General features: G+C 43.8%; 32 protein-coding genes, 5 tRNA genes and 1 rRNA gene. 35 read left to right on the top strand and 3 right to left on the bottom strand.

All coding sequences use genetic code 11. The annotated features are described in order from the left end of the window. Together rrf and L4C33_RS03145 are read left to right on the top strand one after the other, a co-directional pair. Window positions 1-73, top strand: a 5S ribosomal RNA gene (gene rrf / locus L4C33_RS03150); the annotation flags it as partial. 67 nt (window positions 74-140) lie between these two features. After that, window positions 141-217 (top strand) — tRNA-Asp (locus tag L4C33_RS03145). Between the two features lie 213 nt (window positions 218-430). On the opposite strand, the gene pssA is transcribed toward L4C33_RS03145, so the two are convergent. After that, window positions 431-1,771 (bottom strand): CDP-diacylglycerol--serine O-phosphatidyltransferase, encoded by a 1,341-nt coding sequence (gene pssA / locus L4C33_RS03140; RefSeq protein WP_428810995.1) that lies wholly within the window; start codon window positions 1,769-1,771, stop codon window positions 431-433. A 91-nt stretch (window positions 1,772-1,862) separates the two neighbouring features. After that, entirely contained in the window at window positions 1,863-2,294 is a 432-nt protein-coding gene (locus L4C33_RS03135) for a GNAT family N-acetyltransferase (protein WP_428810994.1), read from the bottom strand. Between the two features lie 67 nt (window positions 2,295-2,361). Between L4C33_RS03135 and murB the strand changes: the two genes are divergently transcribed. Both murB and birA read left to right on the top strand, forming a co-directional pair. Beyond that, window positions 2,362-3,408: a UDP-N-acetylmuramate dehydrogenase gene (gene murB, locus L4C33_RS03130; RefSeq protein ID WP_428810993.1), complete on the top strand. Its 1,047-nt coding sequence runs from the start codon at window positions 2,362-2,364 to the stop codon at window positions 3,406-3,408. After that, window positions 3,405-4,370 carry a bifunctional biotin--[acetyl-CoA-carboxylase] ligase/biotin operon repressor BirA gene (gene birA / locus L4C33_RS03125; RefSeq protein ID WP_428810992.1) on the top strand — a complete coding sequence of 322 codons (966 nt, stop codon included), beginning with the start codon at window positions 3,405-3,407 and terminating at the stop codon, window positions 4,368-4,370. Before murB ends, birA begins: the two co-directional genes overlap by 4 nt. A 15-nt stretch (window positions 4,371-4,385) precedes the next feature. On the opposite strand, the gene coaA is transcribed toward birA, so the two are convergent. Then, a complete protein-coding gene (gene coaA, locus L4C33_RS03120) occupies window positions 4,386-5,309 on the bottom strand; it encodes a type I pantothenate kinase (RefSeq protein WP_428810991.1) in 924 nt (307 codons plus the stop codon). Between the two features lie 208 nt (window positions 5,310-5,517). Between coaA and L4C33_RS03115 the strand changes: the two genes are divergently transcribed. The 31 genes from L4C33_RS03115 to rpsM all read left to right on the top strand — a co-directional run bounded on the left by L4C33_RS03115 (window position 5,518) and on the right by rpsM (window position 19,834). After that, window positions 5,518-5,593: transfer RNA gene (locus L4C33_RS03115), tRNA-Thr, on the top strand. A 46-nt stretch (window positions 5,594-5,639) separates the two neighbouring features. Continuing rightward, window positions 5,640-5,724 (top strand) — tRNA-Tyr (locus L4C33_RS03110). Window positions 5,725-5,762: 38 nt separating this feature from the next. Continuing rightward, window positions 5,763-5,837, top strand: a tRNA-Gly gene (locus tag L4C33_RS03105). A 14-nt stretch (window positions 5,838-5,851) separates the two neighbouring features. Then, window positions 5,852-5,927, top strand: a tRNA-Thr gene (locus tag L4C33_RS03100). Window positions 5,928-6,020: 93 nt separating this feature from the next. Further along, a complete protein-coding gene (gene tuf / locus L4C33_RS03095; RefSeq protein WP_428810990.1) occupies window positions 6,021-7,205 on the top strand; it encodes an elongation factor Tu in 1,185 nt (394 codons plus the stop codon). Between the two features lie 304 nt (window positions 7,206-7,509). Further along, on the top strand, window positions 7,510-7,698 hold the full coding sequence (locus L4C33_RS03090; protein WP_428810989.1) for a (2Fe-2S)-binding protein: 189 nt from the start codon (window positions 7,510-7,512) through the stop codon (window positions 7,696-7,698). A gap of 83 nt (window positions 7,699-7,781) precedes the next feature. Further along, a complete protein-coding gene (bfr, locus tag L4C33_RS03085) occupies window positions 7,782-8,264 on the top strand; it encodes a bacterioferritin (protein WP_428810988.1) in 483 nt (160 codons plus the stop codon). Window positions 8,265-8,660: 396 nt separating this feature from the next. Continuing rightward, window positions 8,661-8,972, top strand: coding sequence for a 30S ribosomal protein S10 (gene rpsJ, locus L4C33_RS03080; protein WP_428810987.1), 312 nt, complete (start codon window positions 8,661-8,663; stop codon window positions 8,970-8,972). A gap of 14 nt (window positions 8,973-8,986) precedes the next feature. After that, entirely contained in the window at window positions 8,987-9,616 is a 630-nt protein-coding gene (rplC, locus tag L4C33_RS03075; RefSeq protein WP_233894547.1) for a 50S ribosomal protein L3, read from the top strand. A 16-nt stretch (window positions 9,617-9,632) separates the two neighbouring features. Beyond that, window positions 9,633-10,235: a 50S ribosomal protein L4 gene (gene rplD, locus L4C33_RS03070; protein WP_428810986.1), complete on the top strand. Its 603-nt coding sequence runs from the start codon at window positions 9,633-9,635 to the stop codon at window positions 10,233-10,235. Further along, entirely contained in the window at window positions 10,232-10,534 is a 303-nt protein-coding gene (rplW, locus tag L4C33_RS03065) for a 50S ribosomal protein L23 (RefSeq protein WP_137375130.1), read from the top strand. The genes rplD and rplW overlap by 4 nt, the downstream gene beginning before the upstream one ends. Window positions 10,535-10,549: 15 nt before the next feature. After that, a complete protein-coding gene (gene rplB / locus L4C33_RS03060; RefSeq protein ID WP_137375131.1) occupies window positions 10,550-11,374 on the top strand; it encodes a 50S ribosomal protein L2 in 825 nt (274 codons plus the stop codon). Window positions 11,375-11,393: 19 nt separating this feature from the next. Next, window positions 11,394-11,672, top strand: a complete 279-nt coding sequence (gene rpsS / locus L4C33_RS03055) for a 30S ribosomal protein S19 (RefSeq protein WP_004736729.1) — start codon at window positions 11,394-11,396, stop codon at window positions 11,670-11,672. Window positions 11,673-11,682: 10 nt separating this feature from the next. Then, window positions 11,683-12,015 (top strand): 50S ribosomal protein L22, encoded by a 333-nt coding sequence (gene rplV, locus L4C33_RS03050; RefSeq protein ID WP_004736732.1) that lies wholly within the window; start codon window positions 11,683-11,685, stop codon window positions 12,013-12,015. A gap of 18 nt (window positions 12,016-12,033) precedes the next feature. Next, window positions 12,034-12,732: a 30S ribosomal protein S3 gene (rpsC, locus tag L4C33_RS03045; RefSeq protein WP_428810985.1), complete on the top strand. Its 699-nt coding sequence runs from the start codon at window positions 12,034-12,036 to the stop codon at window positions 12,730-12,732. An 11-nt stretch (window positions 12,733-12,743) separates the two neighbouring features. Then, on the top strand, window positions 12,744-13,154 hold the full coding sequence (gene rplP, locus L4C33_RS03040; RefSeq protein WP_428810984.1) for a 50S ribosomal protein L16: 411 nt from the start codon (window positions 12,744-12,746) through the stop codon (window positions 13,152-13,154). Further along, window positions 13,154-13,345 carry a 50S ribosomal protein L29 gene (gene rpmC, locus L4C33_RS03035; protein WP_004736737.1) on the top strand — a complete coding sequence of 64 codons (192 nt, stop codon included), beginning with the start codon at window positions 13,154-13,156 and terminating at the stop codon, window positions 13,343-13,345. Before rplP ends, rpmC begins: the two co-directional genes overlap by 1 nt. Continuing rightward, entirely contained in the window at window positions 13,345-13,599 is a 255-nt protein-coding gene (rpsQ, locus tag L4C33_RS03030) for a 30S ribosomal protein S17 (RefSeq protein WP_428810983.1), read from the top strand. The genes rpmC and rpsQ overlap by 1 nt, the downstream gene beginning before the upstream one ends. A gap of 161 nt (window positions 13,600-13,760) precedes the next feature. Then, a complete protein-coding gene (gene rplN, locus L4C33_RS03025) occupies window positions 13,761-14,132 on the top strand; it encodes a 50S ribosomal protein L14 (RefSeq protein WP_428810982.1) in 372 nt (123 codons plus the stop codon). A gap of 11 nt (window positions 14,133-14,143) precedes the next feature. After that, complete coding sequence (rplX, locus tag L4C33_RS03020) at window positions 14,144-14,461, top strand: 50S ribosomal protein L24 (RefSeq protein ID WP_004738792.1); 318 nt, start codon at window positions 14,144-14,146, stop codon at window positions 14,459-14,461. Window positions 14,462-14,485: 24 nt separating this feature from the next. Next, window positions 14,486-15,025: a 50S ribosomal protein L5 gene (rplE, locus tag L4C33_RS03015; RefSeq protein ID WP_137375134.1), complete on the top strand. Its 540-nt coding sequence runs from the start codon at window positions 14,486-14,488 to the stop codon at window positions 15,023-15,025. A gap of 17 nt (window positions 15,026-15,042) precedes the next feature. Beyond that, entirely contained in the window at window positions 15,043-15,348 is a 306-nt protein-coding gene (gene rpsN, locus L4C33_RS03010; RefSeq protein WP_428810981.1) for a 30S ribosomal protein S14, read from the top strand. 29 nt (window positions 15,349-15,377) lie between these two features. Further along, a complete protein-coding gene (gene rpsH, locus L4C33_RS03005) occupies window positions 15,378-15,770 on the top strand; it encodes a 30S ribosomal protein S8 (RefSeq protein ID WP_428810980.1) in 393 nt (130 codons plus the stop codon). Window positions 15,771-15,783: 13 nt separating this feature from the next. Next, entirely contained in the window at window positions 15,784-16,317 is a 534-nt protein-coding gene (rplF, locus tag L4C33_RS03000; RefSeq protein ID WP_428810979.1) for a 50S ribosomal protein L6, read from the top strand. 9 nt (window positions 16,318-16,326) lie between these two features. Next, entirely contained in the window at window positions 16,327-16,680 is a 354-nt protein-coding gene (gene rplR / locus L4C33_RS02995) for a 50S ribosomal protein L18 (protein WP_428810978.1), read from the top strand. 14 nt (window positions 16,681-16,694) lie between these two features. Beyond that, entirely contained in the window at window positions 16,695-17,195 is a 501-nt protein-coding gene (gene rpsE / locus L4C33_RS02990; protein WP_428810977.1) for a 30S ribosomal protein S5, read from the top strand. A gap of 7 nt (window positions 17,196-17,202) precedes the next feature. Next, window positions 17,203-17,379, top strand: coding sequence for a 50S ribosomal protein L30 (gene rpmD, locus L4C33_RS02985; RefSeq protein ID WP_004736756.1), 177 nt, complete (start codon window positions 17,203-17,205; stop codon window positions 17,377-17,379). Window positions 17,380-17,384: 5 nt separating this feature from the next. Further along, entirely contained in the window at window positions 17,385-17,819 is a 435-nt protein-coding gene (gene rplO / locus L4C33_RS02980) for a 50S ribosomal protein L15 (protein WP_004736758.1), read from the top strand. Between the two features lie 20 nt (window positions 17,820-17,839). Next, on the top strand, window positions 17,840-19,174 hold the full coding sequence (gene secY / locus L4C33_RS02975; protein ID WP_017054810.1) for a preprotein translocase subunit SecY: 1,335 nt from the start codon (window positions 17,840-17,842) through the stop codon (window positions 19,172-19,174). Between the two features lie 41 nt (window positions 19,175-19,215). After that, a complete protein-coding gene (gene rpmJ, locus L4C33_RS02970) occupies window positions 19,216-19,329 on the top strand; it encodes a 50S ribosomal protein L36 (protein ID WP_000868186.1) in 114 nt (37 codons plus the stop codon). 148 nt (window positions 19,330-19,477) lie between these two features. Then, entirely contained in the window at window positions 19,478-19,834 is a 357-nt protein-coding gene (gene rpsM, locus L4C33_RS02965) for a 30S ribosomal protein S13 (protein ID WP_004738779.1), read from the top strand. Window positions 19,835-19,848: the final 14 nt, after the last annotated feature.

Genomic DNA, 19,848 nt, shown 5'->3' with positions numbered 1-19,848 from the left:
ACTCAGAAGTGAAACACAATAGCGCCGATGGTAGTGTGGGGTTTCCCCATGTGAGAGTAGGACATCGCCAGGCTTTAAATTTAATCTTTAGATTGACCAATCTAGAGATATGGACGCTCACTTAGTGAGTTGACCACTGCGGAGTGGTAGTTCAGTTGGTTAGAATACCGGCCTGTCACGCCGGGGGTCGCGGGTTCGAGTCCCGTCCACTCCGCCACTTATACTAAGCCCAAGTCGAAAGACTTGGGCTTTTTTACGTCTGGAATTTGACAGAACATATCAATCCCACAAAATATCTCGCTATCTCGCTATCTCGCTATCTCGCTATCTCGCTATCTCGCTATCTCGCTATCTCGCTATCTCGCTATCTCGTAGATACAAAAACGCCTAGCGTTGCTAGGCGTTGATATTATGTCTGGTAACTAACGGGCTAAAGGATTTGTTTTAAGACTCTATCAGCTTTTACACGAGTGATCTTTCGAATCAACTTCTGGACTTCATCAGGATAAGTATCGACCTTATCTAGTTGTTTATAGGTGCAAATAAGTTCTGTGTGTTGAAGGATGTTGTCTACTTCAGATTGGAACTTATCAGATAGGTGATTGTAGTTGTCTTGAATAAATATACCGTTCTCTAGATCTAGCTTCCATGCGCGTGGGTTTAAGTTGTTACCCGTTAATAGCATGTAGCGTTTATCTACCCATATACCTTTTAAGTGGAAGCTGTTTGTATCGTGTTTCCAAAGATGGATAGAAAGTTTACGGCTTGCGATGTTTGCTTCATTCGCTTTAGCAAAACGACGTAGGTTCAGCTCATATAGATACGGTAAGCCACCGATCGTCTTAAAGGTTTCTTCTGGAGAAATAAAGAAGTCATTTGCAGTCTTGTCACCAACGACAATGCTCACTTTAACGCCACGTTTCAGCGCTTTTTTAACTTCTTTCGCTAAACTTGGGGGAAAGTTAAAGTAAGGTGTACAGATGAAAATCTCATCTTTTGCTTGTGCTACAAGTTGGTTAATTCCTTGATTGAGACGATTACGACGCTTACCTATACCTACCAATGGGGTCACGGCTACTTGCTGGCTCGAAACTTCTTGGTTGTCACAGCTATATTGTGAACGCGCAAGTGATGAGCGAAACTGTCGAATGGCCGGTTTAAGCTGCTTGGTGGTTGGCTTATTTGGATCTGCTAAATCAAACACTGCGCTATCAGCGATCATTTGCTCATGTACATAAGAGAACATCGCGTCAGCAAGGTGAGTGTTGTCTAAAACATGGTAGCGGTCGAAACGGTACTTATCATGATAGTTAAGGTAGATATTGTTAAGGCTAGCACCGCTATAGATAACCGAGTCATCAATGATAAAACCTTTAAGGTGAAGTACACCAAAGACTTCTTTTCCACGAACAGGAACACCATAAATGGGAATTTTATGTTCGTATCTATCAGCAAAGGCTTTATACATAGCCGCATTGCCTTCAGATGATTCTGCACCGATTAGGCCACGTTGGGCCCTGTGCCAATCGACACATACACTTATATCTAACTCAGGGTTACGCTGCTTAGCTTCATATAAGGCGGTAAGGATCTCACGTCCTGCATCATCGTCTTCAAGGTAAAGTGCAACCAAAGAAATTCGGCTTGTTGCATTTTTTATGGCATCTAACAAGCGAGTGCGAAATGCATGTGCTGAAAGTAGTACTTCAAACTTATCAGGATCTTGCGCGATAGTCGGCAACTGTTCGAATGGATTCCTACTGGCAATCATATTGGTTGTTTTACCCTAAAAATATGCAAAATTGCGAACCTTCAATTTTACCAAAGTAATGTATATCAATACTAGAAAATAGAGAGATTCTCTAACAATTTAGTCGGAAATGCATTGGAATGAGATCTTTACCACTGTTGGTGTAGCGTTCATATAAAACATGGAGTGGGTGAGGTAACTCGGAACTATCAATCAACTGAAATCCATGAGCGCTATAAAATGCCTCTAAATGTCTATACGCAAAACAATAGTCAGAGCTCCCTAGTACATCATTTTTGCAATGTTTCATAAGAGAATGACCGAGTCCTTTGTATCGGTGATTTGTACTGATTGCCATCCCAGTCAACAACCTATAATTTTCTACTGTTCTAAACCTAACTACGCCTTGTATGCTCGCATCAATAGTGAGCGTCAATATCAGCTCACTTCGGTTAGCTTTTCCTGATGGATAATGCTCTTTGTAGAATCGCTTAACTAAGGGCAGTTTTATTGGATCGAGTTGTTCAATAATCACGTTGTTCATTCAGCTGCTGCACTATGAGGGTTATCTAAGTTAGAATGGTTAAAGTTTAATTTAATAGCCAATGCCCATGCAATTTAATCTGAATGCAAACTTAAAACCGTTCCATACTTTTGGGTTGGATCAAACCTGTGATGTGCTTGTAAAAGCATCCTCAATCGATGACCTAAAATCTGTCTATCAGTCAAAGGAATGGCAAGGCATGCCTAAACTGGTGATCGGTAAAGGCAGTAATATGTTGTTTACAGAGCACTATCAAGGAGTGGTTATTATTAACCAAATTTTGGGTAAATCTGTTCAAGAGAGCGAGGAGTATTATCACCTACATATTGATGGTGGTGAGGATTGGCCTAGTTTGGTTAGCTGGACAATAGATCAAAATATCGGTGGTCTGGAAAATTTAGCGATGATCCCTGGCTGTGCCGGTTCTGCTCCTATTCAAAACATTGGTGCCTATGGCGTTGAGCTAAAGGACGTATGTGAGTACGTCGACTTTTTGTTATTAGACACATTAGAAGTGATTCGTTTGACGGCAGAACAATGCCAGTTTGGTTATAGAGATTCTATCTTTAAGCACGATTTTTACGGCAAAGGTGTTGTTGTCGCAATTGGACTTAAACTGGCTAAGTGCTGGAAAGCCTATAATCACTATGGCCCATTACAGGCAATTAGTAAGAACTCACTCTCCCCTAAGTCTATTTTTGACGAGGTCTGCGCAATCCGTACGAGTAAATTACCTGACCCTAATGTTGTAGGTAATGCGGGCAGTTTCTTTAAAAACCCAGAGATCGAATCTGATCAGTTCGATCAGCTAAAGGACCTTTACCCCAATATTATTGGCCACCCTGTCGGGGAGAAGATCAAAGTTGCTGCTGGTTGGTTAATTGATCAATGTGGGTTCAAAGGTATTTCAGTTGGCGGAGCACAAGTTCATCCTAATCAGGCTCTTGTTTTGACTAATGCTTCTGATGCCAAGCCAAGCGATATAATCGAGCTCGCTCAATTGATCCGAAACGCTGTCTTGGAAAAATATCAAATCGTACTGGAGCATGAGGTTAGATTTATGGGTAAGACTGCTGAGACCAATTTAAGTCAAATTGTAGGTAGTGACTTATGAAAGAACACCACACTAAAATTGCATTGTTAAAGCACTTATCTGACGGTGAGTTCCATTCTGGAGAAGCTCTTGGGGATAAGATAGGAATTTCTCGAGCGGCTATCAGTAAACACATTAAGGGTATTCAAGAGTGGGGCGTTGATATTTACCGCGTTCAAGGGCGAGGCTATCAGTTAGCTCAGCAACTAGAACTCTTGGATGAGGATGTTATTAAGGGAGCTTCAGATAACAGTACAATCAGTGTTATCCCTGTCATTGATTCTACAAACCAATATCTATTAGATAATGTGAATAACCTTGAATCTGGTTCTGTTTGTTTAGCTGAATATCAATCTCGCGGCCGTGGCCGTCGTGGTCGCCAATGGGTATCTCCTTTTGGTTCTAATCTGTACTTATCAATGTACTGGCGTCTAGATGCAGGAATGGCAGCGGCAATGGGACTTAGCCTAGTGGTAGGTGTCGCCGTAGTTGAGGCGCTAGAAGAGCTTGGTATCAATGGAATTAAGCTCAAATGGCCTAATGACTTGTATTTTAACGACAAAAAGCTTGCCGGTATTTTGGTAGAAATGTCAGGTCAAGCCGGTGGGGCTGCTAATCTTGTGATCGGTATGGGACTGAACATTGCTATGGAAAGTGGCACTGATAATATCGATCAACCATGGACTTCGTTAACTCAGGTGTCTCCCGACCCTTTGCCAAGTAGGAATACACTTGCAAAATCGCTAATCGAAGCGCTTCGTAGCTCTTTAATCGATTACGAACAAAATGGTATGAATGAATTTGTGCCACGTTGGAATCGGTTAGATAACTTCTTAGGCCGACAGGTTCGCCTTATTATCGGACCACGTGAAATCGAAGGTGAGGTTTTGGGAATCGATGAGCAGGGTGCCGTCGTTCTTAAAACAGAACAAGGGATACAAAGCTTTATTGGTGGAGAAATATCTTTACGAAAAAATGATTAGAGGAGTAGAACTCCTCTATTTCCTCAATAACACTTCTTCAACAGTATGGTTCTCACCTTTTCTTAAGATCAGGTGAGCACGCTCTTTTGTTGGCTGGATATTTTGTTCTAGGTTCAACCCGTTAATTGATTGCCAAATACTTGCTGCTTTATCTATAGCCGCTTGCTCTGATAACTTTGTGTAATGGCCGAAGTAAGAACCTGGTTTGGCAAATGCTCCGTCACGAAACTTCATGAACCGTTTTATATACCAGTTTTCAATAAGCTGGCTATCGGCATCGACGTATAGAGAGAAGTCTAAAAAATCAGAAACAAACACACGCCTTGGTTYGTGAGAGTCAGGTGTTCCTGTTTGTAGAACGTTTAGCCCTTCAATTATCAGAACGTCCGGTAAGTCTACAATTTTCTCTTCTTCCGTAATGTTGTACGTAAGATGAGAATAAACAGGGGCTTTGACATTGCGTTTACAGGCTTTGACGTCTGATACAAATTCAACCAGTCGCTTTATGTCATAAGATTCAGGGAAGCCTTTCTTAGACATAATCCCTTTGCTTTCCAAAACCTCATTTGGGTACAGAAAGCCATCTGTCGTTATTAGTTCAACTTTTGGATGATTTTCCCAGCGAGATAGCAGAGCTTTCAATAGTCGAGCCGTGGTGCTTTTCCCAACAGCGACACTGCCTGCTATACCGATAATAAAAGGTGGAGCATGCTCACTCTTACCTAAAAACTGATGAAGTACAGAATTTCGACTTTGTCTTGCTTCGACGTATAAGTTTAGGAGACGAGATAGAGGAAGGTAGATGTCTACGGCTTCTTCCATCGTCAGCTTTTCATTAATACCCTGTAGCTCTTTTAAGTCTGACTCTGATAGCGTCATTGGTACCGAACTTCTTAGTTCAGACCATGCAGCACGGTCAAAAGACATAAATGGGCTCATACAACGCTCTATGAAAATTAATTATAAGAGCAGCGAAAATACAGCAAGCGGAGAATAAATTAAATGGCTTACACGGTAGAACAAAGAAATACATGAGCAAACTCGCTCTAATTCTTGGTATTTCGTTCAACCGAAGAAGAAATTTTAATTTTTTTTAAATTAAGTATTGCAAGGCGGAAAATCATCCAATAAAATGCGCCCCACTTGTGCCGACTTAGCTCAGTAGGTAGAGCAACTGACTTGTAATCAGTAGGTCACCAGTTCGACTCCGGTAGTCGGCACCACTTTCTTCCCTCTTATTTAAAGAGCGAGAAGGAAGCCTAAAAATTTGGAGGGGTTCCCGAGTGGCCAAAGGGAGCAGACTGTAAATCTGCCGGCACTGCCTTCGATGGTTCGAATCCGTCCCCCTCCACCATATTCTAAAGGTTAAATAGCTCAAAAGAGTTACGTGTTGCGTGCATCGTATAATGGCTATTACCTCAGCCTTCCAAGCTGATGATGCGGGTTCGATTCCCGCTGCACGCTCCAACTCATTCTTGTGTGCTGATATAGCTCAGTCGGTAGAGCGCACCCTTGGTAAGGGTGAGGTCCCCAGTTCGACTCTGGGTATTAGCACCAGTCAAAAGCCTATTTCTCCTTTCGAAAAGTTAACGCCATATTTTTGGTTACGTGGCCTTAAGCCACCTAAATCCGTACCTAGAGGGACACCCCATGTCTAAAGAAAAATTTGAACGTACGAAACCGCACGTAAACGTTGGTACTATCGGCCACGTTGACCACGGTAAAACAACTCTAACTGCTGCTATCTGTACTACACTTTCAAAAGTGTACGGTGGTGAAGCTAAAGACTTCGCATCTATCGATAACGCTCCAGAAGAGCGTGAGCGCGGTATCACAATCGCTACTTCTCACGTTGAGTACGATACTCCTGATCGTCACTACGCACACGTAGACTGTCCTGGACACGCCGATTATGTTAAAAACATGATCACTGGTGCTGCTCAAATGGACGGCGGTATCCTAGTTGTTGCTGCGACTGATGGCCCTATGCCACAAACTCGTGAGCACATCCTACTTGGTCGTCAAGTTGGTATCCCTTACATCATCGTATTCATGAACAAATGTGACATGGTTGATGACGAAGAGCTACTTGAGCTAGTAGAAATGGAAGTTCGTGAACTTCTTTCTGAGTACGAGTACCCAGGAGATGATCTTCCAGTAATTCAAGGTTCTGCACTTGGCGCTCTAAACGGCGAAAAGCAGTGGGAAGACAAGATCGTTGAGCTTGCAGAAGCACTAGATTCTTACATTCCACTTCCAGAGCGTGCTGTTGATCTACCGTTCCTACTTCCTATTGAAGATGTATTCTCAATCCAAGGTCGTGGTACAGTAGTTACTGGTCGTATCGAGCGCGGTATCCTACGYGTWGGTGACGAAGTAGAAATCGTTGGTATCAAAGAAACTACTCTTACTACTTGTACTGGTGTTGAAATGTTCCGTAAGCTGCTTGACGAAGGTCGTGCAGGTGAGAACGTTGGTGCACTTCTACGTGGTACTAAGCGTGATGACGTTGAACGTGGCCAAGTACTTTCTGCTAAAGGTTCAATCAACCCACACACTAAGTTTGAGTCTGAAGTATACGTACTTTCTAAAGACGAAGGCGGCCGTCACACTCCTTTCTTCAAGGGTTACCGTCCACAGTTCTACTTCCGTACAACTGACGTAACAGGCGAYATCACTCTACCAGAAGGCGTAGAAATGGTAATGCCAGGTGACAACGTTCAAATGACTGTTGAGCTAATCGCTCCAATCGCAATGGACGAAGGTCTACGTTTCGCAATCCGCGAAGGTGGCCGTACAGTTGGTGCTGGTGTTGTAGCTAAAATCTTCGCTTAATAGCATTTAGATTTTTGCACACTCTTCGTTAGAAGAACTGCATTAAAAAAGGGAAGCTTTGGGCTTCCCTTTTTGTATTTTGGTTATAAGCAATTTATAAAGATTTAACTCAACTAGGTAATTATAAAACAGCAGATACRATTAGTTAGAATTTTGGTTCCGACACTCCTTTCTATTCATTCATTACTTGCAGTGCTTCTCCCAAGTTTCCTATAACAAAAAGTTCTAACCTGCCTAAAAATAGAACTGGTAATAAGAATGATTCCTTTTTATATTAAGCGTAAGTGAAAGATTGGGTTTTAGTATGTACGTTTGTTTATGCCATGGAGTTTCCGATAAAAAAATTCGTAAGCTCGTTTTAGAAGAAGGCATTACCGATATAAAGGGAATAAAAAAGTGTACGGCACTTGGCAGTCAATGTGGAAAGTGCGTACGAACAGCAAAAGAGATCATTAACGATACCGCGAAAGACCTGTTCAAACAGGCAAGTTAGTTTTCTTATAAAGAATACTCGCTTTTTTTGACACCTCTGGAATTGGTTCTACAGTTAGAAGAGCCAAAGAGGAGGGCTTTGTCATGAAAGGTGATCCAATCATAATTCAACATCTCAATAAAATTCTTGGGAATGAACTTGTCGCAATCAATCAATATTTCTTGCACGCCAGAATGTATAAAGACTGGGGTTTGAAGCATCTTGCTGATAAGGAATACCACGAATCAATCGATGAAATGAAACACGCTGATCATCTCATCGAACGTATTCTTTTCTTAGAAGGTTTACCGAACTTACAAGACTTGGGTAAATTGAACATAGGCGAAGATACTAAAGAAATGCTCGAAAGTGATCTCAATGTTGAAATGACGGCAATTCCAGATCTGAAAAATGCAATCGCATATGCTGAAGATACTCATGATTATGTATCAAGAGACCTATTCCAAGATATCCTAGAAGATGAAGAAGAACATGTCGATTGGCTGGAAACCCAACTTGGTCTAATCAAACTGACCGGTATCGAAAACTATCTACAAGCTCAATATGTAGATGAAGACGATGCCTAATTGATCATATGGTGGTGAACAATTTTAGTTGGGAACCGCCATTCCTTTCTTAATGTAGTGAGGCATCAATCACTACGGTTTCATATTAATCTCGACTAATTTTCAAACACCCCTTGCAAGTCAAAGTGTGATCTGTATAATGCATCGCACTGGCTAACGCTGGTTGTGAACCAATAAGCGATGAGGAGTAGGCTTTGCCTAGTAATGTATACTCAGCTTATGTTCGCGGTTAATATAAATAGTTGATTTCTTAGGAAGTCACTTCAAAAGTTAACTGACAATGCGTCCTAATTTTGGATGCTACGGTTTCACATAAATCAATCGGCATTCTCTCGTCTTATCGAGCTTGAGTGGCGATATTGTTTGTGTAATTAATTATTATTGGAGCTCTGTCTCATGCAGAACCAACGTATTCGTATCCGCCTTAAAGCTTTCGATTACAAACTAATCGATGCTTCAACTGCGGAAATCGTTGAAACAGCAAAACGTACTGGCGCACAGGTTCGTGGTCCTATTMCACTACCTACTCGTAAAGAGCGTTTCACTGTTCTTACCTCTCCACACGTCAACAAAGATGCACGTGACCAGTACGAAATCCGTACTCACAAGCGTTTGATCGACATCGTTGAGCCAACAGACAAAACTGTTGATGCTCTAATGCGTCTTGATCTTGCAGCTGGCGTTGATGTTCAAATCAGCCTAGGTTAAGGGAGATAAGAATAATGATTGGTCTAGTCGGACGTAAAGTGGGTATGACCCGCGTATTTACTGAAGAAGGCGTTTCTATCCCAGTAACTGTTGTTGAGGTTGAAGCGAACCGTATTTCTCAAGTTAAAACTCTTGAGACAGACGGCTACGCAGCAATCCAAGTAACTACTGGTGCTAAGAAAGCTAACCGTGTAACTAAGCCTGAAGCTGGTCACTTTGCGAAAGCAGGTGTTGAAGCAGGCCGCGGTCTTTGGGAATTCCGTTTAGAAAACGGTGAAGAGTTTGAAGTTGGCGCTGAGCTAAACGTAGAACTTTTCAATGAAATTAAAAAAGTAGACGTTACTGGTACATCTAAAGGTAAAGGCTTCCAAGGCGCTGTTAAGCGTTGGAACTTCTCTACTCAAGATATGACTCACGGTAACTCTTTGTCTCACCGTGCACCGGGTTCAATTGGCCAATGTCAAACTCCAGGTCGCGTGTTTAAAGGCAAGAAAATGGCAGGTCACATGGGTGCTGAGCGTGTAACGACTCAAAACCTAGAGATCGTACGTGTTGACGCTGAGCGCAATCTGCTTCTTATTAAAGGTGCAGTACCAGGCTCAACAGGCGGTAACGTGATCGTAAAACCTGCTGTTAAAGCATAACGTCTAGGAGTAAGTAATGGAATTGATGGTTAAAGGTGCTGATGCACTAACTGTTTCCGAGACTACTTTCGGACGTGACTTTAACGAAGCTCTAGTAYACCAAGTAGTTGTTGCATATGCAGCAGGTGCTCGTCAAGGTACTCGTGCTCAAAAGACTCGTTCTGAAGTATCAGGCGGCGGTGCTAAGCCATGGCGCCAAAAAGGTACTGGCCGTGCACGTGCTGGTACAATTCGTAGCCCAATCTGGCGTACAGGTGGTGTTACTTTTGCTGCGAAACCACAAGATCACAGCCAAAAAGTAAACAAAAAAATGTACCGCGGTGCTATGAAGAGCATTCTGTCTGAGCTAGTTCGTCAAGAGCGTTTAATCGTTGTTGATAACTTCTCTGTAGAAGCACCAAAAACAAAAGAATTAGTAGCTAAACTTAATGAACTTGAGTTAAGCGACGTTCTGATTGTAACTGGCGAAGTAGATGAGAATCTATTCTTAGCTGCTCGTAACCTTTATAAAGTTGACGCACGTGATGTTGCTGGTATTGATCCAGTATCTCTAATTGCATTCAACAAGGTTCTAATGACTGCTGACGCAGTTAAGCAAGTTGAGGAGATGCTGGCATGATCACTGAAGAGCGTCTACTAAAAGTTCTACGTGCTCCACACATCTCTGAAAAAGCAACTATGGCAGCTGAGAAAGCGAACACTATCGTTTTCAAAGTAGCTAAAGATGCAACTAAGAAAGAGATCAAAGCAGCTGTAGAAAAGCTATTCGAAGTTGAAGTTAAATCTGTAAATACTCTTGTTCTTAAGGGTAAGACTAAGCGTCAAGGTATGCGTGAAGGCCGTCGTTCAGACGTTAAGAAAGCCTACGTTACTTTGAAAGAAGGTCAAGATCTTGACTTCGCTGGCGGTGCGGAATAACAGGAGTAGTTAAAAATGGCTATTGTTAAATGTAAGCCGACTTCCCCTGGTCGTCGTCACGTCGTTAAAGTTGTTAACGCTGACCTACACAAGGGTAAGCCATACGCTCCACTTTTAGAGAAAAACTCTAAAAATGGTGGTCGTAACAACAACGGTCGTATTACAGTACGTCACATTGGTGGTGGTCACAAGCACCATTACCGTGTAGTTGACTTTAAGCGTACTAAAGACGGTATCCCAGCGAAAGTTGAGCGTCTAGAATACGATCCAAACCGTAGTGCTAACATCGCTCTAGTTCTGTACGCAGACGGTGAGCGTCGTTACATCATTGCACCTAAAGGTGTTCAAGCAGGTGACCAGATCCAATCTGGTGTAGATGCAGCAATCAAAGCAGGTAACACTCTGCCGATGCGCAACATCCCAGTAGGTTCTACTGTACACTGTGTTGAACTTAAGCCTGGTAAAGGTGCTCAACTAGCTCGTTCGGCTGGTGCTTATGCTCAAATCATCGCTCGCGATGGTGCATACGTAACTATCCGTCTACGTTCTGGTGAGATGCGCAAAGTACTTTCTGAAGGTCGTGCAACGATCGGTGAAGTTGGTAACTCTGAGCATATGCTACGTGAACTTGGTAAAGCTGGTGCTTCACGCTGGCGCGGCGTACGTCCAACCGTACGTGGTGTAGTAATGAACCCGGTGGATCACCCACATGGTGGTGGTGAAGGCCGCACATCTGGTGGTCGTCACCCAGTTTCTCCTTGGGGCGTTCCTACTAAGGGCTTCAAGACTCGTAAGAACAAGCGCACTGACAAGTACATCGTACGTCGTCGCACTAAATAATTTATAAAGAGGAATCGCCATGCCACGTTCTCTCAAGAAAGGTCCTTTTATTGACCTACACTTGCTGAAGAAGGTAGAGAAAGCGGTGGAAAGCGGAGACAAAAAGCCTATTAAGACTTGGTCCCGTCGCTCAATGATCATCCCAACAATGATTGGTTTGACCATCGCTGTCCATAATGGTCGTCAGCACGTTCCAGTTTTCGTTACCGAAGAAATGATCGGTCACAAACTGGGCGAATTTGCACCAACTCGTACTTATCGCGGTCATGCTGCAGATAAGAAAGCTAAGAAGAAATAAGGAGTAGATGATGGAAGCTTTAGCTAAACATAACTTTGCTCGTATTTCTCCACAGAAAGCTCGCTTAGTTGCAGACCAAATTCGCGGTAAGTCGGTAGACCAGGCTCTAGAAATTCTAACTTTCAGCAACAAAAAAGCTGCTGTTCTAGTTAAGAAAGTTCTTGAGTCAGCTATCGCTAACGCGGAACATAACGAAGGTGCAGATATCGACGATCTAAATGTCGCTAAAATCTTCGTAGATGAGGGCCCTATCATGAAGCGTATTATGCCTCGTGCTAAAGGTCGTGCGGATCGTATCTTGAAGCGTTCAAGCCACATCACTATTGTTGTAGCAGATCGCTAAAGACTAGGAGAGTAAGCAATGGGTCAGAAAGTACATCCTAATGGCATTCGTCTTGGCATCGTCAAGCCTTGGAATGCTACATGGTTTGCTAATACCAATGAATTCGCTGGCAACCTAGACGGCGACTTCAAGGTACGTCAGTTCCTTACAAAGGAACTACAAAAAGCATCACTATCTCGCATCGTTATCGAGCGTCCAGCTAAAAGCATCCGTGTGACTATTCACACTGCTCGCCCTGGTGTTGTTATCGGTAAGAAAGGTGAAGACGTAGAGAAGCTACGCGCAGCTGTAGCTAAAATTGCAGGTGTACCAGCGCAAATCAACATCGCTGAAGTACGTAAGCCTGAGCTAGATGGTCAGTTAGTAGCTGATAGCATCGCGTCTCAACTAGAGCGTCGTGTTATGTTCCGTCGTGCTATGAAGCGTGCGGTACAAAATGCTATGCGTCTAGGCGCTAAAGGCATCAAAGTACAAGTAGGCGGCCGTCTTGGCGGTGCTGAAATTGCTCGTTCAGAGTGGTACCGTGAAGGCCGTGTGCCTCTACACACTCTACGTGCAGACATTGATTACGCAACTTCTTCGGCTCACACCCAATACGGTGTGATCGGCATTAAAGTTTGGATCTTCAAAGGTGAGATTCTAGGCGGTATGCCAGCTGCTAACGCAGTAGAGCCAAAAGGCGATAAGCCTAAGAAGCAGCGTAAAGGCCGTAAGTAAGGAGTCGAACGATGCTACAACCAAAACGTACTAAGTTCCGCAAGGTTCAGACTGGTCGTAACCGTGGTCTAGCGAAAGGCACAGAAGTAAGCTTCGGCGAATTCGGTCTTAAAGCTGTTGGTCGCGGACGTATTACTGCTCGTCAAATCGAAGCGGCACGTCGTGCTATGACACGTCATATCAAACGTCAAGGCCAAATCTGGATTCGTATTTTTCCAGACAAACCTATCACAGAAAAACCGCTTGAAGTTCGTCAGGGTAAGGGTAAAGGTAACGTTGAGTACTGGGTAGCCCAAATCCAACCTGGAAAGGTAATGTACGAAATGAATGGCGTACCTGAAGAGTTGGCACGTGAAGCGTTCCGCCTAGCGGCGCGTAAACTGCCTGTTAAAACTACTTTTGTATCTAAGCAGGTGATGTGATGAAAGCACAAGATCTACGCGAAAAGAACGTTGAAGAGCTAAACGCTGAGCTTTTGAATTTGCTACGTGAACAGTTTAACTTGCGCATGCAAGCTGCAACTGGTCAACTACAGCAGACTCATACTCTAAAAGCTGTTCGCCGTGATATCGCACGTGTGAAAACTGTTTTGACTGAGAAGGCAGGCGCATAATGAGCGAAACTAACCGCATCCAGCAAGGCCGTGTAGTAAGTGACAAGATGGACAAGTCTATCGTTGTTGCTATCGAACGTACTGTAAAACACCCAATTTACGGTAAATACGTTAAGCGCACGACTAAAGTACACGCACACGACGAAGAAAACATTTGTGGCCTAGGCGACAAAGTTGAAATCGCTGAGTGTCGTCCTCTGTCTAAGACTAAGTCTTGGACATTGGTAAAAGTTATAGCAAAAGCGAAGATTTAATCATCGTAACTCTATGACTTTTAAGCGGCTCCAAAGTTTTTTTGGAGCCGCTTATTTTTTGTCTACCCAATCACAAAAAAGGGTGGTACAATTCGCGTCCCTTTTAAAGAGGCAGCCCGACCCGAGAGGGTCTAGTTTTAATAATTAGCGGAGCACTAACAATGATCCAAATGCAAAGTACACTTGACGCTGCAGATAACTCTGGCGCGCGCAAGGTAATGTGTATTAAGGTCCTGGGTGGCTCTCACCGCCGTTATGCACATATCGGTGACATCATCAAAGTTACAGTGAAGGAAGCAATTCCTCGCGGTAAAGTAAAGAAAGGTGATGTTCTGAAGGCGGTTGTAGTGCGCACTCGTAAAGGCGTTCGTCGCCCAGACGGTTCTGTCATTCGCTTCGACGGTAATGCTTGCGTTCTGTTGAACGACACTACTGAGCAACCAGTCGGCACACGTATCTTTGGTCCTGTGACTCGTGAACTTCGTAACTCGAAATTCATGAAGATTGTATCACTAGCACCTGAAGTTCTGTAAGGAGCGGCAATATGGCAGCTAAAATCCGTCGTAATGACGAAGTAATCATTCTTGCTGGTAAAGATAAAGGCAAGAAAGGTAAAGTAACTAAGGTTYTGACAACTGGTAAAGTTATCGTTGAAGGCATCAACCTTGTTAAGAAACACCAAAAGCCGGTTCCGGCTCTAGGTCAACAAGGTGGCATCGTTGAACAAGAAGCAGCTATTGATGCTTCTAACGTTGCTGTTTTTAACGCGGCTACTGGTAAAGCAGACCGTATCGGTTTCCGTATCGAAGATGGCAAGAAAGTTCGTTTCTTCAAATCTAACGGCGAAACTGTTTCTAACTAATTAGAAGTAATTTGGAGTTCTACTATGGCGAAACTGCATGATTACTACAAGTCGTCTGTAGTCGCTGAGCTTACCAAAGAGTTCAGCTACACAAGCGTCATGCAAGTCCCTAGGATTGATAAAATCACCCTAAACATGGGCGTTGGTGAAGCAATCAACGATAAGAAACTGCTAGAAAACGCAGCATCTGATATGGCAACGATCTCTGGTCAAAAGCCGCTTATCACGAAAGCTCGTAAATCTGTAGCTGGTTTCAAAATTCGTGAAGGCTACCCAATTGGTTGTAAAGTAACCTTGCGTGGTGAGCGCATGTGGGAATTTTTAGAGCGTTTAATCTCTATTGCTCTTCCACGTGTACGAGATTTCCGTGGTGTTAGCGCTAAGTCTTTTGACGGTCGCGGTAACTACAGCATGGGCGTTCGCGAGCAAATCATCTTTCCGGAAATCGACTACGATAAAGTCGATCGTATCCGCGGTCTTGATATCACTATCACGACAACCGCTGGTTCCGATGAGGAAGGCCGAGCTCTGCTGGCTGCCTTTAACTTCCCATTCCGTAAATAGGGTGTAGGGTTACTGTTATGGCTAAACAATCAATGAAAGCACGTGAAGCTAAACGTGCAAAACTAGTAGCACAATTCGCTGAAAAGCGTTCTGCGCTAAAAGTTATCATTAGCGATGTTAACGCATCTGAAGAAGATCGTTGGAATGCGGTTCTAAAACTGCAATCTCTTCCACGTGATTCAAGTGCATCACGTCAGCGCAACCGTTGCAACCAAACTGGTCGTCCACACGGTTACCTACGTAAATTCGGTCTAAGCCGTATTAAGGTTCGCGAAGCTTGCATGAAAGGCGAGATTCCGGGTCTTCGTAAGGCTAGCTGGTAATTGCCACTTAATCATTTGGAGTATATCTTATGAGCATGCAAGATCCGATTTCGGATATGCTGACCCGAGTTCGTAACGGTCAGGCAGCAAACAAAGTTGCTGTAAAAATGCCTTCTTCAAAGCTTAAAGTTGCAATTGCTGCATTACTTAAAGCTGAAGGTTACATCGCAGACTTCGCTGTTAACAGCGAAGCAAAACCTGAGCTAGAAGTTACTCTTAAGTACTTCCAAGCTAAACCTGTAATTGAGCAAATCAAACGTGTATCACGTCCAGGCCTACGAGTTTACAAAAATAAAGACTCGTTACCTACTGTGATGGGTGGTCTTGGTATTGCTGTTGTTTCAACTTCCAAGGGTCTGATGTCTGACCGTGCTGCTCGCAAAGCAGGTCTTGGCGGTGAAATCATCTGTTACGTAGCTTAATAAGGAGTAGATTATGTCTCGTGTTGCTAAAGCACCTGTAGCTATTCCAGCTGGCGTAGAGGTGAAACTAAACGGCCAAGAAGTTACTGTAAAAGGTAGCAAAGGTGAGCTTACTCGCGTTCTTAACGGCGCAGTAGTTATTGCACAGGAAGAAAACAACCTAACTTTCGGTCCGAAAGAAGGTGTTGCTAACGCATGGGCACAAGCTGGTACAGCTCGCGCTCTTGTTAACAACATGGTTGTTGGTGTTACTCAGGGCTTTACTAAGAAGCTAACTCTTAAAGGTGTAGGTTACCGTGCTGCTATGAAAGGCAACGCTGTAGGCCTTACTCTTGGCTTCTCTCATCCAGTAGAGCACGCTCTACCGGAAGGTATTAAAGCTGAGTGCCCTAGCCAAACTGAGATCGTTATTACTGGTTGTGATAAGCAATTAGTTGGTCAAGTTGCGGCTGACATTCGTTCTTACCGTGAGCCTGAACCTTATAAAGGTAAAGGTGTTCGTTACGCAGATGAAAATGTGCGTACTAAAGAAGCTAAGAAGAAGTAAGGTAACACTATGGATAAGAAAGCATCTCGCATCCGTCGTGCTACACGCGCACGTCGTAAGATTGCAGAACTTGGTGTAACTCGCCTGGTTGTACACCGTACACCTCGTCACGTTTACGCTCAAGTTATCGCATCTAATGGCTCTGAGGTTATCGCCGCAGCTTCTACTGTAGAAAAAGCGATCCGTGAGCAAGTGAAGAGTACTGGTAACATCGATGCAGCTACAGCAGTTGGTAAAGCTGTTGCAGAGCGCGCACTTGAAAAAGGCGTAGCTACAGTTGCATTTGATCGTTCTGGTTTCCAATACCACGGTCGAGTAGCGGCGCTAGCAGATTCTGCTCGCGAAGCTGGTCTGAAATTCTAAGGTAGGGTTGGAAGATGGCTAAAGAACAACAACAAGCTAATGATTTGCAAGAAAAGCTGATCGCAGTTAACCGTGTATCTAAGACGGTTAAAGGTGGTCGAATCATGAGCTTTACTGCACTAACAGTAGTTGGTGACGGTAACGGTCGCGTAGGTTTCGGTTACGGCAAAGCTCGTGAAGTACCTGCTGCGATTCAGAAAGCAATGGAAAAAGCGCGCCGTAACATGGTTACTGTTTCGCTTAACGAAGGCACTCTTCACCACCCGGTGAAAGGTCGTCATTCGGGCTCTAAAGTTTACATGCAGCCAGCTGCTGAAGGTACAGGTGTTATCGCCGGCGGCGCAATGCGCGCAGTACTTGAAGTTGCAGGCGTACATAACGTTCTTTCTAAAGCATACGGTTCTACGAACCCAATCAACGTTGTTCGCGCAACGATTGGTGCTCTAGCAGACGTTAAGTCACCAGAAATGGTTGCTGCTAAACGTGGTCTAACTGTTGAATCTATTTCGGAGTAAGCACACGATGGCAACTATTAAAGTAACTCAAACTAAAAGCTCAATTGGTCGCCTACCTAAGCACAAAGCGTGTCTTAAAGGTCTAGGTCTTCGTCGCATCAACCATACAGTAGAACTTGAAGATACTCCGTGCGTACGCGGTATGATCAACAAGGTTTACTACATGGTTAAGATTGAGGAGTAATCAGAATGCGTTTGAATACTCTATCACCGGCTGCTGGCTCTAAACCTTCTAAGAAGCGTGTAGGTCGTGGTATCGGTTCTGGCCTTGGTAAAACAGGTGGCCGCGGTCACAAAGGTCAAAAGTCACGTTCTGGCGGCTCTGTTCGTCCAGGTTTTGAAGGCGGTCAAATGCCTCTGAAACAACGTCTACCTAAATTCGGTTTCACTTCTCGTAAGAGCCTAGTGTCTGCTGAAGTTCGTCTAGCTGAGCTAGCGAAAGTAACAGGTGACGTAGTTGATCTTAACAGCCTTAAAGCTGCTAACGTTATCACTAAGAACATCGAATTTGTTAAGATCGTTCTTTCTGGTGACCTAAGCAAAGCTGTGACTGTTAAAGGTCTACGCGTGACTAAAGGCGCTAAAGCTGCAATCGAAGCTGCAGGCGGTAAAATCGAGGAATAATCTCGAGGAACGAGGTACAGATGGCTAAGAAACCAGGAAAAGATTTTCGTAGTGCTCAGAGCGGCTTAAGTGAATTAAAGTCGCGCTTATTATTCGTAATTGGTGCACTTTTAGTATTCCGAGCCGGCTCTTTTGTGCCGATCCCTGGTATTGACGCAGCTGTACTTGCCGATTTGTTCGATCAGCAAAAAGGTACCATCGTAGAAATGTTTAACATGTTCTCCGGTGGTGCTCTTGAGCGTGCATCTATATTAGCACTGGGCATCATGCCGTATATTTCGGCATCTATTGTTGTCCAGTTGCTAACTGTAGTTCATCCAGCGTTAGCGGAACTCAAAAAAGAGGGTGAAGCAGGCCGTCGTAAGATCAGCCAATATACACGCTACGGCACGCTTGTACTTGCAACATTCCAAGCTATTGGTATTGCAACTGGCTTACCAAACATGGTCGACAATCTGGTTGTTATCAACCAAACCATGTTTACGCTAATTGCTACCGTGAGTTTAGTAACTGGTACCATGTTCTTAATGTGGTTAGGTGAACAAATCACTGAGCGAGGAATCGGTAATGGTATTTCCATTCTGATATTTGCAGGTATTGTTGCTGGATTGCCTTCAGCAATCGGTCAAACAATCGAGCAAGCGCGTCAAGGTGAATTGCATGTGCTTCTTCTACTGTTAATTGCGGTATTATCTTTTGCTGTAATTTACTTCGTAGTTTTCATGGAGCGTGGCCAACGTCGTATCGTCGTTAACTACGCAAAGCGTCAACAAGGTCGTAAAGTTTTTGCAGCTCAAAGCTCGCATCTGCCACTTAAAATTAATATGGCAGGTGTAATACCAGCGATTTTTGCATCAAGTATTATCTTGTTCCCAGGAACATTGGCTCAATGGTTCGGTCAGAACGGTGAGAGCAGCGCATTCGGTTGGTTAACTGATGTGTCTTTGGCTCTTAGCCCTGGTCAGCCGTTGTATGTAATGCTTTATGCAGCAGCTATAATCTTCTTCTGTTTCTTTTATACAGCGTTGGTTTTTAACCCACGTGAAACAGCTGATAACTTGAAGAAGTCCGGTGCATTCGTACCCGGTATCCGCCCAGGTGAGCAGACAGCGAAATATATCGATAAAGTGATGACAAGATTGACCCTAGCGGGCGCTCTATACATTACTTTTATATGTCTGATTCCTGAGTTCATGATGGTCGCGTGGAACGTTCGTTTCTACTTTGGCGGCACATCACTACTAATCGTAGTGGTAGTTATCATGGATTTCATGGCACAGGTACAGACTCATCTGATGTCACAACAGTATGATTCTGTGTTAAAGAAAGCGAATTTGAAAGGCTACGGTCGTTAATCCGACAGTAACTATTTCAATTCCATTTACGGAGTTTAGCAATGAAAGTTCGTGCTTCCGTTAAAAAAATCTGCCGTAACTGTAAAGTTATCAAGCGTAACGGTGTCGTTCGCGTGATTTGCAGTGAGCCAAAGCATAAGCAACGCCAAGGCTAATTAGCAGAAATTTTTACTTGAAATACAAGGTAGAGTCGAGTATATTTCTCGGCCTACCTTTTGCGTGCAAAAGAAGTAGTATGCCGCAGCGTATCCATAACGGGCTTTGCTGCGGATAATTCTTTTATGAACCCCTTAGGAGTGAATAATGGCCCGTATAGCCGGCATTAACATTCCTGATCATAAGCATTCTGTAATTGCATTAACTGCAATCTACGGTATCGGTAAAACTCGCTCTCAAGCTATTCTAGCTGAAGTGGGTATTGCTGAAGATGCTAAGATCAGTGAACTAACTGAAGAGCAGATCGATCAACTGCGTGATGGTGTAGCTAAATACACTGTAGAAGGTGATCTACGTCGTGAAGTATCGATGAACATCAAGCGTCTTATGGACCTTGGCTGTTACCGCGGTCTTCGTCATCGTCGCAGTCTACCACTACGTGGACAGCGTACTAAAACCAACGCTCGCACCCGTAAGGGTCCGCGCAAGCCGATCAAGAAATAGTCGGATAAGGTAGA

The organism is Vibrio makurazakiensis, from assembly GCF_050337375.1.
Taxonomy (GTDB): Bacteria; Pseudomonadota; Gammaproteobacteria; order Enterobacterales; family Vibrionaceae; genus Vibrio; species Vibrio makurazakiensis.
Note: the sequence above shows the minus strand (reverse complement) of the source record. Positions and strands in the feature narration are given on the sequence as shown.